This is a genomic window from Inhella gelatinilytica (genome assembly GCF_016093295.1).
Classification (GTDB): Bacteria; Pseudomonadota; Gammaproteobacteria; order Burkholderiales; family Burkholderiaceae_C; genus Inhella; species Inhella gelatinilytica.
The window spans coordinates 1-13,434 of record NZ_JAEDAL010000005.1; the positions used below are offsets into that span (position 1 = coordinate 1).

General features: G+C 61.4%; 11 protein-coding genes and 2 tRNA genes. 4 read left to right on the forward strand and 9 right to left on the reverse strand.

Annotated elements, in window-relative coordinates; all coding sequences use genetic code 11:
* Positions 1-300 precede the first annotated feature (300 nt).
* The 8 genes from I7X43_RS10775 to I7X43_RS10810 all read right to left on the reverse strand — a co-directional run bounded on the left by I7X43_RS10775 (position 301) and on the right by I7X43_RS10810 (position 8,045).
* Positions 301-573 (reverse strand): hypothetical protein, encoded by a 273-nt coding sequence (locus I7X43_RS10775; RefSeq protein ID WP_198100955.1) that lies wholly within the window; start codon positions 571-573, stop codon positions 301-303.
* A 179-nt stretch (positions 574-752) separates the two neighbouring features.
* On the reverse strand, positions 753-2,138 hold the full coding sequence (locus I7X43_RS10780; protein ID WP_198100956.1) for a YfjI family protein: 1,386 nt from the start codon (positions 2,136-2,138) through the stop codon (positions 753-755).
* Positions 2,139-2,302: 164 nt separating this feature from the next.
* Entirely contained in the window at positions 2,303-3,250 is a 948-nt protein-coding gene (locus tag I7X43_RS10785; RefSeq protein ID WP_198100957.1) for a DUF7146 domain-containing protein, read from the reverse strand.
* 240 nt (positions 3,251-3,490) lie between these two features.
* The gene (locus I7X43_RS10790; RefSeq protein ID WP_198100958.1) at positions 3,491-3,727 is read right to left on the reverse strand and encodes a helix-turn-helix transcriptional regulator; all 237 of its coding nucleotides are present in this window, start codon (positions 3,725-3,727) and stop codon (positions 3,491-3,493) included.
* Positions 3,728-4,320: 593 nt separating this feature from the next.
* Positions 4,321-5,562: a tyrosine-type recombinase/integrase gene (locus tag I7X43_RS10795; protein ID WP_198100959.1), complete on the reverse strand. Its 1,242-nt coding sequence runs from the start codon at positions 5,560-5,562 to the stop codon at positions 4,321-4,323.
* Positions 5,563-5,767: 205 nt separating this feature from the next.
* Positions 5,768-5,844: transfer RNA gene (locus I7X43_RS10800), tRNA-Arg, on the reverse strand.
* A 52-nt stretch (positions 5,845-5,896) separates the two neighbouring features.
* The gene (locus I7X43_RS10805) at positions 5,897-7,882 is read right to left on the reverse strand and encodes an OPT family oligopeptide transporter (RefSeq protein WP_198100960.1); all 1,986 of its coding nucleotides are present in this window, start codon (positions 7,880-7,882) and stop codon (positions 5,897-5,899) included.
* Between the two features lie 86 nt (positions 7,883-7,968).
* A tRNA-Pro gene (locus I7X43_RS10810) sits at positions 7,969-8,045 on the reverse strand.
* Between the two features lie 183 nt (positions 8,046-8,228).
* Here I7X43_RS10810 and trxA point away from each other — a divergent pair.
* From trxA to I7X43_RS10830, 4 genes are all read left to right on the forward strand, one after another.
* Positions 8,229-8,558 carry a thioredoxin TrxA gene (gene trxA / locus I7X43_RS10815; RefSeq protein WP_198100961.1) on the forward strand — a complete coding sequence of 110 codons (330 nt, stop codon included), beginning with the start codon at positions 8,229-8,231 and terminating at the stop codon, positions 8,556-8,558.
* Positions 8,559-8,731: 173 nt separating this feature from the next.
* Positions 8,732-9,997, forward strand: a complete 1,266-nt coding sequence (gene rho, locus I7X43_RS10820) for a transcription termination factor Rho (protein WP_198100962.1) — start codon at positions 8,732-8,734, stop codon at positions 9,995-9,997.
* A gap of 87 nt (positions 9,998-10,084) precedes the next feature.
* Entirely contained in the window at positions 10,085-10,339 is a 255-nt protein-coding gene (locus tag I7X43_RS10825) for a type B 50S ribosomal protein L31 (RefSeq protein WP_198100963.1), read from the forward strand.
* Positions 10,340-10,406: 67 nt separating this feature from the next.
* Positions 10,407-12,056 (forward strand): hypothetical protein, encoded by a 1,650-nt coding sequence (locus tag I7X43_RS10830; RefSeq protein WP_198100964.1) that lies wholly within the window; start codon positions 10,407-10,409, stop codon positions 12,054-12,056.
* Between the two features lie 15 nt (positions 12,057-12,071).
* Here I7X43_RS10830 and glmM read toward each other — a convergent pair whose 3' ends face one another.
* The gene (gene glmM, locus I7X43_RS10835; protein WP_198100965.1) at positions 12,072-13,403 is read right to left on the reverse strand and encodes a phosphoglucosamine mutase; all 1,332 of its coding nucleotides are present in this window, start codon (positions 13,401-13,403) and stop codon (positions 12,072-12,074) included.
* Positions 13,404-13,434 lie beyond the last annotated feature (31 nt).

Genomic DNA, 13,434 nt, shown 5'->3' on the forward strand with positions numbered 1-13,434 from the left:
GCGCAGCTGTGCGCCCCTTATTGTTGTAACTGCGCCCCTAATCGGGCGGACCGCTGCCATCCTAACTCCTTGTCAGATCATCGTTTTCAGGTCCTGAAACGGGACGTTTATCCAGTACTAAATTTCCAGTCAAAAGCGGCAACGGTTACAACTGGCCGACCGCGCCAACGAAGCCCAGATTGAAGACGATAAAGCAGTCACGAGCAAACGACTGCTGCTGGCCGGGATCACCAGTTCGCTGCTAGAACAGGGAGTGGCTGCTCGTCGAGTCTTGATGACCCCTCTGAACAGGCTAGGGGTTCAGGCAAAGGGGGTGGATCTGCTCCTGAGCGCATCCTGTGGGACTCTCAACTCCCGCCATAGGGCCGGCACAGGCTCCCAGCAGCCCTGGGTGCGCCTCACCAGTCCAGCCGCTTGGAGTCGGGTCAAACCGGCGATCACAGCGCCATAGGGCCATCCAGAAGCCAGCGCCAGTTCTTTGAAGTGCAGTGCGCCCGTGTCGGGATAGGCCCAGAGCAAATAGCCCAGCAGCCCGCGTTCATCGTCGGACAGCGCCAGGGCCTGCGCCTCCATCGGGCCAGGGGTTGGCGGTGGATTGCTTGCCGGTTCCGGCCCTTCCAAAATGTCCACAGGGGCCAAGGTGGGGGCTACAAAACCTACGAAACCCCCGCCCCCGGCCTCCTCTGCCAGTTTTGTAGGTTTCGTAGTGCCCTCTTTGACGGCTTCGCCAGAAATAAGCCGCTGTAGCCACTTCATTGAGCACCCTCCGCCAGGAGGTCTGGGTGGATCAGATATCGCTCGCTTGGGCGGCCTCCGGTGATGCCTGTTGGTGTTGCCACCCTGGCTAGCCACCCATAGTCCGCCAGCACGTCAGCCGCCTTTCGCACGGCATCAGGGGACGTCAGCCCTGCCCAGTTCTTCACGGCGATTTCTCGCGGCGCAAAGTCTTGGGCCTCTTCGCCTCCATGCTTAGCCAGCTTGCCGGCCTTGATCTTGGCCAGTAGCGAGTGGGCGCCGTCCACCTCGGGATGCAGGGCGGCGCTGTAGAGGCGTTCGGCGTGTGTCCGCAGGTAGTCCCCCCATGCTAGGGCGCGGCCCAATTCGCGGGCTCCAATCTTGTGCGGGCTGTCTGGCGTATCTACCAGCGCAAAGATCAGCGCCAGCGCCGGGATCAACTTGGCATATTTGCTCAGGTGGGAAACCAGGGCGGGATGCAGTTCTTCCCCCCGGATCTCGGTCTGGAACGCCTCAAACCATTCATTGAACAGTCCTTGTGCCTCGGGCGTGAAGCGCCACTCCTGGGGCTCGCGCTCGCTGGCTGGCTGTAGATTGTTCAAGCGCTCGAACAGGCCCCACACGTTTTGGCGGGCTGTGGTGTCAGGCCATTGATCGACGTTCTTGAACTCGCGCACCACATCGGGCCAGACTGTCAGGCCAAATCGTTGAAGCAAGCCGTCATCCCCGGCACCCGCTGCAACGGCCTCCCGCACATAGCTTTGCACCTTGCCGGGCTGAATGCCGCCCAGCATGGCAATGCAAACCCTAGGGAGATAGCTAGCCCCGCGCATGATGCGATCTACCGCATAGCCTTGGTTCCCGTCATAGCCGGTGAGGTAGAAGCCGCGTGCACCTTCTTGGCCTGGGCGATCCATGCTGCACAGGCGGCCGTGCATTTCGTCCCCGAAGACAAGCAAGCCATAGGGGTGAGGCACCAGCAGTTCGGCCAGGGCTTCCACCGTGCTGTCATTGATCACATAGCGGCGCGCCTTGGGTTCCGGCTTCACCTCGGCAGGCTGCAACAGTGCGCGGGCCTTGCTCGGGTCTTTGATGGATTCCTTCTTGGCCAAGATCTCGCGCTCCTTGGCTGCCAGTTCCTCCACCTTGGCATCCAGAGCCCACTCATCATGGGCAAGCTCCCACCGTTCGCGCTCCTCGCGTTCTAGGCGCTTGATCGGGGCCAGGGCTTCACTGAGGGCTGGGGATTTCATGACGCCAGGGCGCCCCACCACCAGTCCCCACAGGTTCGGCGTCACGCGCCAATCGTCCCGCTCCTTTGGCGCCACAACGGCACGCGCACCAATCAGGGAAGACAAGGCCACGATGACGCCCACCGCCACGAAGTCGGGCGGGCATTGCATACGGTGTGCAATATCGAAGGCCCACGGGCGCAGCGTTTCAGGCAGCAATTCAAAGTGAAACGGCTCGACAGGGGGGAGGCTTGTTGGCAATGGCGTAGGCGCAGGCCAGCCTTCCCCTGCTGTTGCGTTCAAACCCTGAAGCCGCGACAAATCATCACGCGCATTCATGCCTGCACCCCCACTGATTGCCCGGCCGCCCACACATCGCACCAGTCGACGCCAGCGTCTGAGGGGCTGTGCACCTCACAGCGCAGGTCAGCCCGCAGAGCACGGGCCCTTAGGGTGTCGGCGGCGTCTAGGCCGGCTTTGTCGTTGTCCGCAAACACCACGATGCGCCGCACATCGCTAGGCCATATCCACTGCGCCAAGTTGCTGGCGCTGTACGCAGCCACCACGGGCAAGCCAGACGCCAGCCCGGCAGCTAGGCCGGTTTCAATGCCCTCAGAAATGCCCAGAACACCCCGCGATGGTTTGGCCAGGGCAATGCAGGCTCCTGCCAAGGGGCCGGCTGCTGCGGTCAACTTCTTGACAGTGGGCACAGGCGCTTTGCGGCCGCCCTGAGTCAGATAGGTACGGTGCAGGGCCACCAATTCCCCTTCGGGGGATGTGATGGCGGACACCATGGCGGGGAAGAGCCCGATTTGCTGGCCATCGGCCCAGTAGCCAAGGCGCGGGTGAAAGCGCAGGCAGTCCGGCAGGGGCCACATCCCACCAAGGCCGCGCCGCTTGAGGTAGAGCGTGGCGGAATCCCCAGGCAGCAAGGGCTCACACTCAGCCCACAGGGCGTGCACTCGCTCGGCGTTTTGTGCCCACCGCTGGCGCTGCTCTCGCTCTCGTTCGGCGCGGCTGGCCTGCACTTGGCGCTGGAACTGCGCCAGCTCGGCGGCGGACATGGCACGGCGATCCACCGCAGACCAGACCTCAAAGATTCCTTGACGGTGGCAGCCAAAAACGCCGCCCCGGCCGTCCTCAAACAGCTTGCACCATCCGGCGGTGTCGCCGCGTCGGCCATTGGTGCTGAATCGCTGCAGCTTGCCGGGCTCGATGAAGTCAGGCGCGCCGCTCAATACGTGGCGCATGAAGTCCAAAAATTTGGCTCGGGTGTCAGTCATGGCGTTTCCCCGTCATTGAATCGAACGCGGCCCCGATACGCGCCAAGGCACGCAGGTGCAGATGCACCAGGGCGGCGTTTAGGGAGTCAAGCTCGATGGGATGCACCCACCGCAGCCCAGGCCGGCAGAGGGTTTGGTGGGTTTGGGGGTTGGCGGCACAATCTGCGTGCCTGCACAGGCAACCCCATTCGCGCCCTGAGCCGTTCGAGCGGCCGGGGCGTTCTTCTTGGCGGGCCCCATTCAGTTGGAGCAGGCTTGCTGGGTTTTGATCCAGTCGCGCACAGCGGCGGCTGGCCAGCGGGTACAGCGGCGGCCCAAGCGCACAGGCTGGGGGAAGTCACCCACCGCCATGCGGCGGTAGATGCTCGGGCGGCTCAGACCCGTCACGGCCTCCACGATTTGCAGCTTCAAGAGTGCATCGGGAAGGCTGGCCGCTTCCAGGGGCTGGAAGCGTTCAGATTGGTTCTTATCGGTCATGTGGCGCTCTGTGGTTAATCACAGTGCGCATTCGACACATCTGGAGCGTTTATGGCTGCGGGGGAAATTGACCCAATAAAGCCCGCAGTCTTTCTCCGGCGAGGTGTCTAAGCAAATCCTCATCGAGATCACTCAATCCGCGATGATCTGAGCGAATTTTCTGGGCTTCACGCCGGTCCAGGCCACTGCTCCGGTGATCAATTTCTCGCCTCGCAACATCCATGGCGGCACAGCGATTTTCTGGCGTGTAGCCTCGCAATCCAAGAATCGCGTCGAACGCGGCCAACTCGCCCTTCCATCTCGGGAATGGATCGCGGGGCCGCCCTGCGCTGCGCTCAACCTCTACACAGAGAGCTCGTTCCAGGGGCTCGCCCCCTAAAAAAGACCACAACCTTTCAGAAAGGTAATGGGCCATGGCGCTTGAGAGCTGGCCGGAATCGAGCCCCGCCACGCAATGAGCCAGAAGTGCTCGCCCAGCGACTGCATCTCCAGATAGAGCTCGCTGAATCCAAGCGGCCTCCAATTCACTTTGGTCCTTCATCTTTTCTCTCGCTGTCTAGACGGGATCGCCTTGCGTGAAGCTGCTATGCGGTCTATGCAGCCTTGAACGGTAAGACCTTGGCGCCTGCCTTCAATTGGTCCAAATAGTCCGCCCACAGCGCCATCAGAGCCCGGCGCTGAGCCATGAATTCGGCGCGGTCATAGGCTGCCCCCAGGGGGCCGCTCTTGCCGTGGGCGAGTTGCGCTTCGATCACATCGGGCGAGACGCCGGGCAGTTGTTCCACCATGAGGGTACGTGCCATGGCGCGGAATCCGTGGGCGGTCATCTCGTCGGCCCCAAAGCCCAGGCGGCGCAAAGCGGTGTTCACGGTGTTTTCGCTCATGCACTTGTCGCCACCCTGCAGGGCCGGGAAAACAAAGCGGCCAGCGCCTGTGAGGGGCTGTAGCTCACGCAGCAGGGCCAGGGCTTGGGGCGCCAGCGGGACAAGGTGCGGCCGGCCGTTCAGCTTGGCGGTTTTGCGCCGCTTCATCTTGGCGGCGGGGATCGTCCACAAAGCGCCGTCTAGGTCGATTTCGGTCCATTCCATGGCGCGGATATTCCCCGGCCGTTGGAACAGCAGCGCTGACAAAAGCAGCGCGGCTCGCGTGGTGGGTTGACCGTGGTAGCTGTCGAGTGCGCGCATCAGCTCACCCGCATCGGCGGGCGCCAGCACCGCAGCCATGTGCTTGACCTGCACCGGCTGCAAGGCCCCCACCAAATCTGGCGCAGGGTTGGACTCACAAACCCCCGTCTGAATGCCGTACTGAAACACCTGCCCCGCCGTCTGGCGCAGCGTGTGGGCCGTTTCGATGGCCCCCCTGCGCTCCACCCGTCGCAACACTTGGAGCAATAGCGGGGCTTTGATATCGGCCAGCGGCAACGCACCAAGGTGGGGGAACAAGTCTTTCTCCATGCGCTCCAGCCAGCGCCGGGCGTAGGTGTCGCTCCATCCACTGGCCTTGGCGGCATGACATTCGCGGGCCACCGCCTCAAACGTGGTGGCGCTGTTGATCTGCGCGGCCAGCTTGGCGGCCTTGCGCTGTTGCACCGGGTTGGCGCCCGTTTCGCGGGTGCGGCGGGCTTCGTCACGGGCCTTGCGGGCCTCTTTCAGCGTCACAGCGGGGTAGCTGCCCAACGCCAACCGGCTCTCTTTGCCGTCCGGGTAGAACTTCCAAAACCAGCGTTTGGCGCCGTTCGGGCTGACTTCGAGGTAGAGCCCTGCCCCATCGGTCAGGCGGCGGCGCTTGGCCTCGGGTGGGCAGGTGGCATTGCGACAGTCGGCATCGGTCAGCATGGGGTATCCCCTAGGGCCAGAGCGACCCGGGGAACGCCTTTGTTCCCCGGTTTCTCAATTTACCCCGGTTTGTTCCCCGGTATGTTCCCCTGTGTTCCCCGATCTGCAAAGCCCCCATGTGATCCAACGTGGGCACAAAAAAGCCCCTAAGATTTTGATTTACTTAGGGGCTTGAGCGGTTCGGAGCGGGTTCGAAATGCTGATTTGGCCCGACGGGAGGGACTCGAACCCCCGACCTGCTGCTTAGAAGGCAGCTGCTCTATCCAGTTGAGCTACCGTCGGCCTGAATGACGAAGGGGCTCTCACGAGCCCCTTCGCATTGTGCCCTGGCGGATTAGGCCAGCAGCACGTTGATGATCGCGTTACCGATCCCCATGAGTGCAGCGCCAGAAATCAAGCCGGCGCACACGGGCTCGAGGCCGTCCACCCAGATCTTGTGGCCTTTGCTGGCCGGGTCCTTGTGCTTGCGGCCCATGATCCAGAAGATCAGCGCCCCGACAAACATGGCAAAAGTCGACTCGGGTGGCAACACAACGCCCAAGCCGATCGCCACGGCGGACAGACCAAATTTGCCCTTGGTCCGGATGCGCAGCACTTCGATCACGATGGCCACGATGGCCGCCACTGCCATGGAAATGATGGCCGACATGGGCAAGCCCTTCAAGCCTTTGGCAATGATTTCTGCCACACCCTTCCACTGCAGCGCAGCGGGCATCGCAAACTGATCACTGACGATGGTCGTCACCGAGCGCACCCCGTTGGCATCCGGCGGCAAGAACAGCAGGAAAAACAGGGGCACACAAAACAGCAGGCCGGCGATGTTGCCGATGATGTGGCCAATGGCCTGGTGACGCGGCTTGCCGCCGAGCATGTAGCCGGGCTTGATGTCCGACAACAGGTTGGCGGCGTTGGAAGCGATCTCCGAAGTCATGGCCGCGGGCAACAGATTCGAGCCCGGGTTTGTGCGATCAATCGCGCCCATGGTGAACTGCGTAATCTTGGCGAGCGAGCCCGTGGGCGTCCACGAGGTCAGGGCCATCGAATTGGTGCAGATCAGGGTGAGCACGAAAATCAGCGGCAGTGAAATCAGCGCCAACCACATCGGTACGCCAAAGAAGATGTGGGTCACCCACGCACCCAGAACCGAGAACACGGGCACGCCGACATAACTAATCCACAGCGGCAATTCGATGTCTTTGAGAACGTCGTTACCTGCGGCCGTCTTGTCCTTTTTGCTGAACGCTTTCAATGCGCTGGTGAAGATTTCCGGCTTGGCAGCCAGACTCACCATGGCGCCAGTCACCATCATGGTGACCCCCCACCACAGCGACCACTGATTCACGATCTCGGCGCGGTTCAGCGCAATCACTTTGCCGTCCGCGGCGACACGCGGCGCAATGTCGCCCAACTGGATCATCAGCGGCGCCAAGACACCAAAGTTGACGACGGCGCCGAGCAAGCAACTGGTCGCCACGGCGATACCCATCAGCCCCCCAACACCCAGCATGGCGGCATCCAAGGTCAAGCGCAGGCCCAACTGGCGAATATCTGTGCCCAAAATGGTCGGGATCCAGCCGTCTGCCTTGGCCGCCCAGGCGTAGTAGTAGTGATCCAACCGCTCATGGAAGTGCCACGCCTGCTTCATGTCGGTCCACTTGTCCATGGCCAACAACTTGAACTGGACGAGCTTCATCCAACCATCGCTGATCAGCGCTTGGTACAGCGCCGTACCCCCGCCCACGATGCCCAGCAGTCGAGCCTTGTAGACCCCGGCACCAGCGTCACCGCTGTACAACGAATCGAGCACCACACCGCAGGCCCGCCCCTCGGGGAATGGCGCTTGGTCGTCGTTGATGAACTTGCGCTTCATCGGGAAGGCGAGCAAAACCCCAATCATCGAAACGACGAAGAGCCAAATCATCAATTGCCACCAAGGAATGATGACCCCCGTGACCAGCATGTAGGCGACCAAGCTGGAGTAAATGGGGCCAATCACATAGCCAGCCGCAGTGGCAATGGACTGGGTGCAGTTGTTTTCCAGGATCGTGTAATCCTTGACGACTCCCGCAGCGGACAAGGCGCGAAACAGCGCGAAAGCCAGAATCACCGAGGTCAGGCCAACCCCAATGCCGATGCCGGTCTTGGCACCGATATACAGACCCGTGGCGGACAGTACGCCCCCGAGCAGGAAACCCGTCAATGCGGAACGCAGCGTGAGCTGCGCCATGTCGCCCTTGAAGACGTTCTGCAGCCACCAGCGATCTTTTTGTTCGCGGCTCCAGGTTTGAACTTCTTCGTCCGAGAGATGCAAGAGGGCCATAACGTCCCCAATTCGTTTCAGTTGCTACAAGTTCGGATGCAAAAAGAGGACCTCGCGGTCCCCCTTTTCAACGCCAAACAACGATTTGGTCGGGGCGAGAGGATTCGAACCTCCGACCCTCTGCTCCCAAAGCAGATGCGCTACCAGACTGCGCTACACCCCGAAAAACCTAGCATTGTAGACACGGGCGCAAAACTCTTGTCATGCCCCCTGCCAGAAACCACGAATGTCCCAGCCCGTTTCTGCTTGAAAGCACTGTGTCAGAATCAGTCGTGACCGCTTTAGCCGGTCCTCTGACTTGCACTTCACGCTGTCGTGGAGAGGTCTCAACCCCTAGGATTTTTTGATGAGCAGCGACTTGATCAAACACGTCTCCGACGCCTCGTTCGAAGCTGACGTGCTGAAGTCCGGCACCCCGGTGCTGGTGGACTACTGGGCGGAGTGGTGCGGCCCCTGCCGAATGATCGCCCCGATCTTGGACGAGGTCAGCGGCGCCTACGAGGGCAAGCTGCAAGTGGCCAAAATGAATGTCGATGAAAACCGGGAGGTTCCGGCCAAGTACGGCATCCGCGGAATCCCAACGTTGATGCTTTTCAAAGACGGCCAGCTGGCTGCCACCAAGGTTGGCGCGCTTTCCAAAGCCCAACTGACGAGCTTCCTGGACGCCCACCTATAATGGCGCCCGTTGTGCAGTCCTGACTTGACGTTTGGACTGCACCACCCTCCGGAACCCCCCGCTTAGTCGAGGCGCGGTTCGGAGGCTTTCCTCCTTTTTCTCCTCATCCCTGGCCAGTGTGGCGAAACGCACTGTTTCGCGCCCCGTCTGGACGATCGATTGGATGACATCCCATGCACCTGTCTGAATTGAAGGTACTCCACGTCTCGGCCCTCATCCGCATGGCCGAAGAGCTGGAAGTCGAGAACGCCAACCGCCTGCGCAAGCAGGAATTGATGTTCGCGATCATGAAAAAGCGCGCCAAAGCCGGCGAGCAAGTATTTGGGGATGGCGTTCTCGAAGTGTTGCCTGATGGCTTTGGCTTCTTGCGCGCTCTGGACTCCAGCTTCATGGCCAGCACGGACGACATCTACCTGTCGCCCAGTCAGATCCGACGCTTCAACTTGCACACGGGTGACATGGTCGAGGGTGAGGTGCGCGTCCCCAAAGATGGGGAGCGCTACTTTGCGTTGGTCAAGGTGGACCGCATCAATGGCCTGCCGCCGGAGGACATCAAGAACAAGATCATGTTCGAGAACTTGACCCCGCTGTTCCCCAAGGAACAGTTCAAGCTCGAACGTGAAAACGTCAAAGGCGATGAAAACGTCGCCAGCCGCATCATTGATTTGATCGCTCCCATCGGGAAAGGTCAGCGCGCGCTGCTGGTGGCCCAGCCCAAAACCGGCAAAACGATGCTCATGCAGCATCTGGCGCACTCCATCGTCGCCAATCACCCAGAAGTGCACCTGATCGTGCTGCTGGTGGACGAGCGCCCCGAGGAAGTGACCGAAATGGTGCGCACGGTGCGCGGCGAGGTCATCAGCTCGACCTTTGACGAACCGGCAGCCCGCCATGTGCAGGTCGCTGAAATGGTCATCGAGCGCGCCAAGCGGTTGGTTGAGCTGAAAAAAGACGTGGTCATCCTGCTGGATTCGATCACCCGCCTAGCCCGCGCTTACAACAACGTGCTGCCCAGCTCCGGTAAGGTGCTAACGGGCGGCGTGGACGCCAATGCCCTGCAGCGCCCGAAGCGTTTCTTCGGCGCCGCGCGCAATGTGGAAGAAGGCGGGTCGCTCACGATCATTGGCACGGCGCTCATCGACACCGGCTCAAAGATGGACGAGGTGATCTACGAGGAGTTCAAAGGCACAGGCAATTGCGAAATCCATCTGGATCGCCGCATGGCCGAAAAGCGGGTCTACCCCTCGATCCTGATCAACCGCAGTGGCACCCGGCGCGAGGAGTTGCTCCTCAAACCAGAGATCCTCCAGAAGTCCTGGATTCTGCGCAAACTGCTTTATCCGATGGATGAGATTGAGGCGATGGAGTTTTTGCTGGACAAGATGAAGGCGACGAAGAACAACCACGACTTCTTCGACCTGATGCGCCGCGGCGGCTGATATACTCTCACGTTTTTCCGACCCACCCTGGGCAAGTTCTGCGCCATCGCGGCGCGGTGGCTACCCAAGCATTCCCCGAGGTTCGCCATGAAAGAAGGCATTCACCCCAACTACCGCGAAGTGTGCTTCGTGGACCTGTCCAACGGCTTCAAGTTCGTGACCCGCTCGACGGTTGGCACGAAAGAAACCATCAAGATGGACGACGGCCGCGAGCTGCCGCTCGTTAAGCTGGAAACCACCAGCGAGTCGCACCCCTTCTACACGGGCACGCAAAAGAGCGTGGACAACCTGGGTGGCCGCGTGGAGAAATTCCGCAACAAGTTCGCTCACCTCAAGAAGTAATTTCTACCTTGAAGTGCACCAAGAGGCAGCCTACGGGCTGCCTTTTTGTTGGCATCATGCTTCTGCCGTGAACCCCAGCAATCCCGCCACACCTGCCATCGTGACCGAAGCCGGTGCACGCCCCTTGTCGCGTGCTGTGCTTTGGCTCATGTGCCTGACTTATTTGCTACCGGGACAATGGTCTCGCGAGGTTTGGCGCCCTTTCGATCTGGGCGCTTTTGGGTACATGGCTGCACTGGCTGAAGGCCGCGCCGAATGGCTCAATCCCACGCTTGCGGGTCTACAGACCCCCGATGGCGCGCTCCTGCCTTATTGGATTGGTGCTTGGGGCATTCAATTGCTCCCCTTTGATCCCGCACTCGCTGCACGCCTGCCTTTCTTGGCACTCCTGCTGGCTTGCTTGGCATTGCTCTGGTACGCGACATTTCACCTGGCTCGGACCGACGCCGCACAACCCGTGAGCTTCGCTTTCGGAGGCGAGGCGCAAACCATCGATTACGCCCGAGCCCTGGCGGATGCAGCCTTGTTGGCCCTGATGGCCACACTGGGCTTTCTTATGGCCCACGAAGCCACGCCTGCCATCGTCCAACTGCTGGGCACCGGCCTTTGGATCTATGCCTTGGCGGCCGCCCCCTACCGAGCAGGCTGGGCCCAAACCAGTTCGGCCAGCGGCTTGGTTGTCTTGGCCCTGAGCGGCGCTCCGTTTGTCGCTCTGCTGCTGGGCTTGGCTGGCTGGGTCATTTGTCACCGCTCTCGTTTTGAAGGGGCGCGGCGCCTTCGGTGGGGTTTGGCGCTGGGAATCGCCGTTGCATGCGCCAGTGCGGTGGTCACGCATGCATGGGCGTGGCGAATCGCGCAACTGAACGGGAGCAGTCTCCTGCAGTTGATCGCGTGGTACGTCTGGCCCAGCGGTGCGCTGGCGCTGTGGACGTTGTGGCGCTGGCGACGCCAGTGGAGTCGCCGACATGTCGCGATTCCCCTGTCGTTGAGCTTTGTTGCCCTGCTCAGCTGTTTGGCCATGGGTGGACAAGAGCGGGCCTTGCTGATTGGATTGCCTGGCTTGGCCATCTTGGCAGCCTTTGCAATCCCGACCTTGAACCGCAGCCTCAGCGCGATGGTGGACTGGTTCTCCCTGTTTCTTTTCAGTGCCACAGCCCTGTTCATTTGGGCGTATTACCTTGCGCTGCACACCGGTTGGCCTCCGCGCTTGATGGCCAACGTGAACCGTTTGGCACCCGGGTTTGTGATGCCATTCGACTCGATTTCGCTGGTCTTGGCGCTCGCTGGAACGCTGGCATGGCTCGCCTTGGTGCGCTGGCGGACCAGTCGGCAGCGCGCGGCCTTGTGGCGCAGCCTCGCCCTCCCGGCGGGGGGCGTGGCCCTAATGTGGCTGCTCATGATGACGCTGTGGCGGCCGGCGCTCGATCACGGCATGGGGCAATCCGATTTGCTGCGCCAACTCCGAAGTCATCTCGCTGTTTCGGCGTCAGACTGCATCGCCGCGCCCCATCAAAGCCTGGCTCTCCTGGCCACCTTGGAGGCTCAAGGAGGATGGACAACCCACGGAACCCAGACGCTTGATTCCACGTCTTGCCACTGGGCGGTGGTGCGACTGGCCGTCGGTCAAAACCCCGTTCTGCCCAACGGCTGGACTGCCGTTCAGTCGTTGCAGCGCTCCTCAGACCGAGGATCTCGATACTGGATTCTGAAGCGCTGAGCGCAAAGTGGCCGATTACCGAAGGGTGTTGGCCATCTTTTCGGCACAAGTGGCCGCCAGGTCCGCGTCGCGAGCCTCCACCATGACCCGAACCAAAGGCTCGGTTCCGGAGGGGCGGATCAGCACTCGCCCCTGCCCAGCCAGGGTCCGCTCAACCTCCGCTTGAGCCTGTTGCAAAGCCGGGTTGTCCCGCCAGTTCTGCCCCGGCTGAAGGCGGACATTGACCATCTTTTGGGGATAGAGCTTCAGATCCCCGAGTAAGCCCCCAAGCCCTTGGGCACCCGAGCGCACCGCGGCGGCCAACACCAGGAGCGCGCTCACCAAACCATCGCCCGTGGTGTGTTTATCAAGGGCCAGCAAATGGCCAGAGCTCTCCCCTCCCAGCTGCCAGCCACGCGCTTGGAGTTCCTCCAGCACGTACCGGTCTCCCACTTTGGCGCGAACCAAAGGCACCCGAACCTGCTCCAAAGCCAGTTCCACGGCCACATTGGTCATCAAGGTACCGACCACGCCGGGAACAGCCAAACCCTGCAACTGCCGGTCGCGAACCAAGAGATAGAGCAACTCATCGCCATTGATCAGGCGCCCTGAAGCGTCCACCAGTTGCAAGCGATCGGCGTCTCCGTCCAGGGCTACGCCGTAATGCGCGTTGTGAGCCCGCACCGCTGCCTGAAGGGCTTCCGGCGCGGTCGCTCCGTGCCCCGCATTGATGTTGTAACCATCGGGCTCACAACCGATCGCGACGACCTCCGCCCCCAATTCGTGCAGAACATCCGGTGCCACGTGATAGGCCGCACCATGCGCGGCATCCACGACAATCTTGAGGCCCCGCAAGGTCAAATCCGTCCCCACGCAGGCCTTGCAAAACTCGATGTAGCGCCCGCCCGCATCGTTCAATCGGATGGCTTTGCCCAGTGAACGGCTGTCGACGTCTTGAGCGGGCTCGCTCAAAGCCGCTTCGACGGCGAGTTCCCATGCATCCGGCAGCTTTTCACCGCGGGAAGAAAAGAACTTGATGCCGTTGTCTTGAAAAGGGTTGTGTGAGGCACTGATCACGACGCCCAAACTGCGACGCAACGCTCGCGTGAGGTACGCCACACCTGGCGTCGGCAAGGGTCCCGTCAGCGTGACGTCCACACCTGCCGAGACCAAGCCAGCCTCAAGTGCGGACTCCAGCATGTACCCGCTGATTCGGGTGTCCTTGCCGATCAGGACCGAAGGGCGAGCTTCGTTGCGTTTAAGGACTCGCCCAACGGCCTGCCCCAAACGAAGTGCGAACTCCGCGGTAATCGGGTGCTGGCCTACCGTGCCTCGAATTCCATCCGTACCGAAATACTGCCGTGTCATCTTGTTGCTTCAATGGTTGTGTGAGTCTGCG

What these genes read in the sequence shown, in the direction of transcription:
- trxA (WP_198100961.1), top strand. Translation starts at nt 8,229, where the DNA reads ATGAGCAGCGACTTGATCAAACACGTCTCCGACGCCTCGTTCGAAGCT.
- I7X43_RS10805 (WP_198100960.1), bottom strand. Translation starts at nt 7,882, where the DNA reads ATGGCCCTCTTGCATCTCTCGGACGAAGAAGTTCAAACCTGGAGCCGC.
- glmM (WP_198100965.1), bottom strand. Translation starts at nt 13,403, where the DNA reads ATGACACGGCAGTATTTCGGTACGGATGGAATTCGAGGCACGGTAGGC.
- I7X43_RS10785 (WP_198100957.1), bottom strand. Translation starts at nt 3,250, where the DNA reads ATGACTGACACCCGAGCCAAATTTTTGGACTTCATGCGCCACGTATTG.
- I7X43_RS10790 (WP_198100958.1), bottom strand. Translation starts at nt 3,727, where the DNA reads ATGACCGATAAGAACCAATCTGAACGCTTCCAGCCCCTGGAAGCGGCC.
- I7X43_RS10775 (WP_198100955.1), bottom strand. Translation starts at nt 573, where the DNA reads ATGGAGGCGCAGGCCCTGGCGCTGTCCGACGATGAACGCGGGCTGCTG.
- rho (WP_198100962.1), top strand. Translation starts at nt 8,732, where the DNA reads ATGCACCTGTCTGAATTGAAGGTACTCCACGTCTCGGCCCTCATCCGC.
- I7X43_RS10780 (WP_198100956.1), bottom strand. Translation starts at nt 2,138, where the DNA reads ATGCAATGCCCGCCCGACTTCGTGGCGGTGGGCGTCATCGTGGCCTTG.
- I7X43_RS10795 (WP_198100959.1), bottom strand. Translation starts at nt 5,562, where the DNA reads ATGCTGACCGATGCCGACTGTCGCAATGCCACCTGCCCACCCGAGGCC.
- I7X43_RS10825 (WP_198100963.1), top strand. Translation starts at nt 10,085, where the DNA reads ATGAAAGAAGGCATTCACCCCAACTACCGCGAAGTGTGCTTCGTGGAC.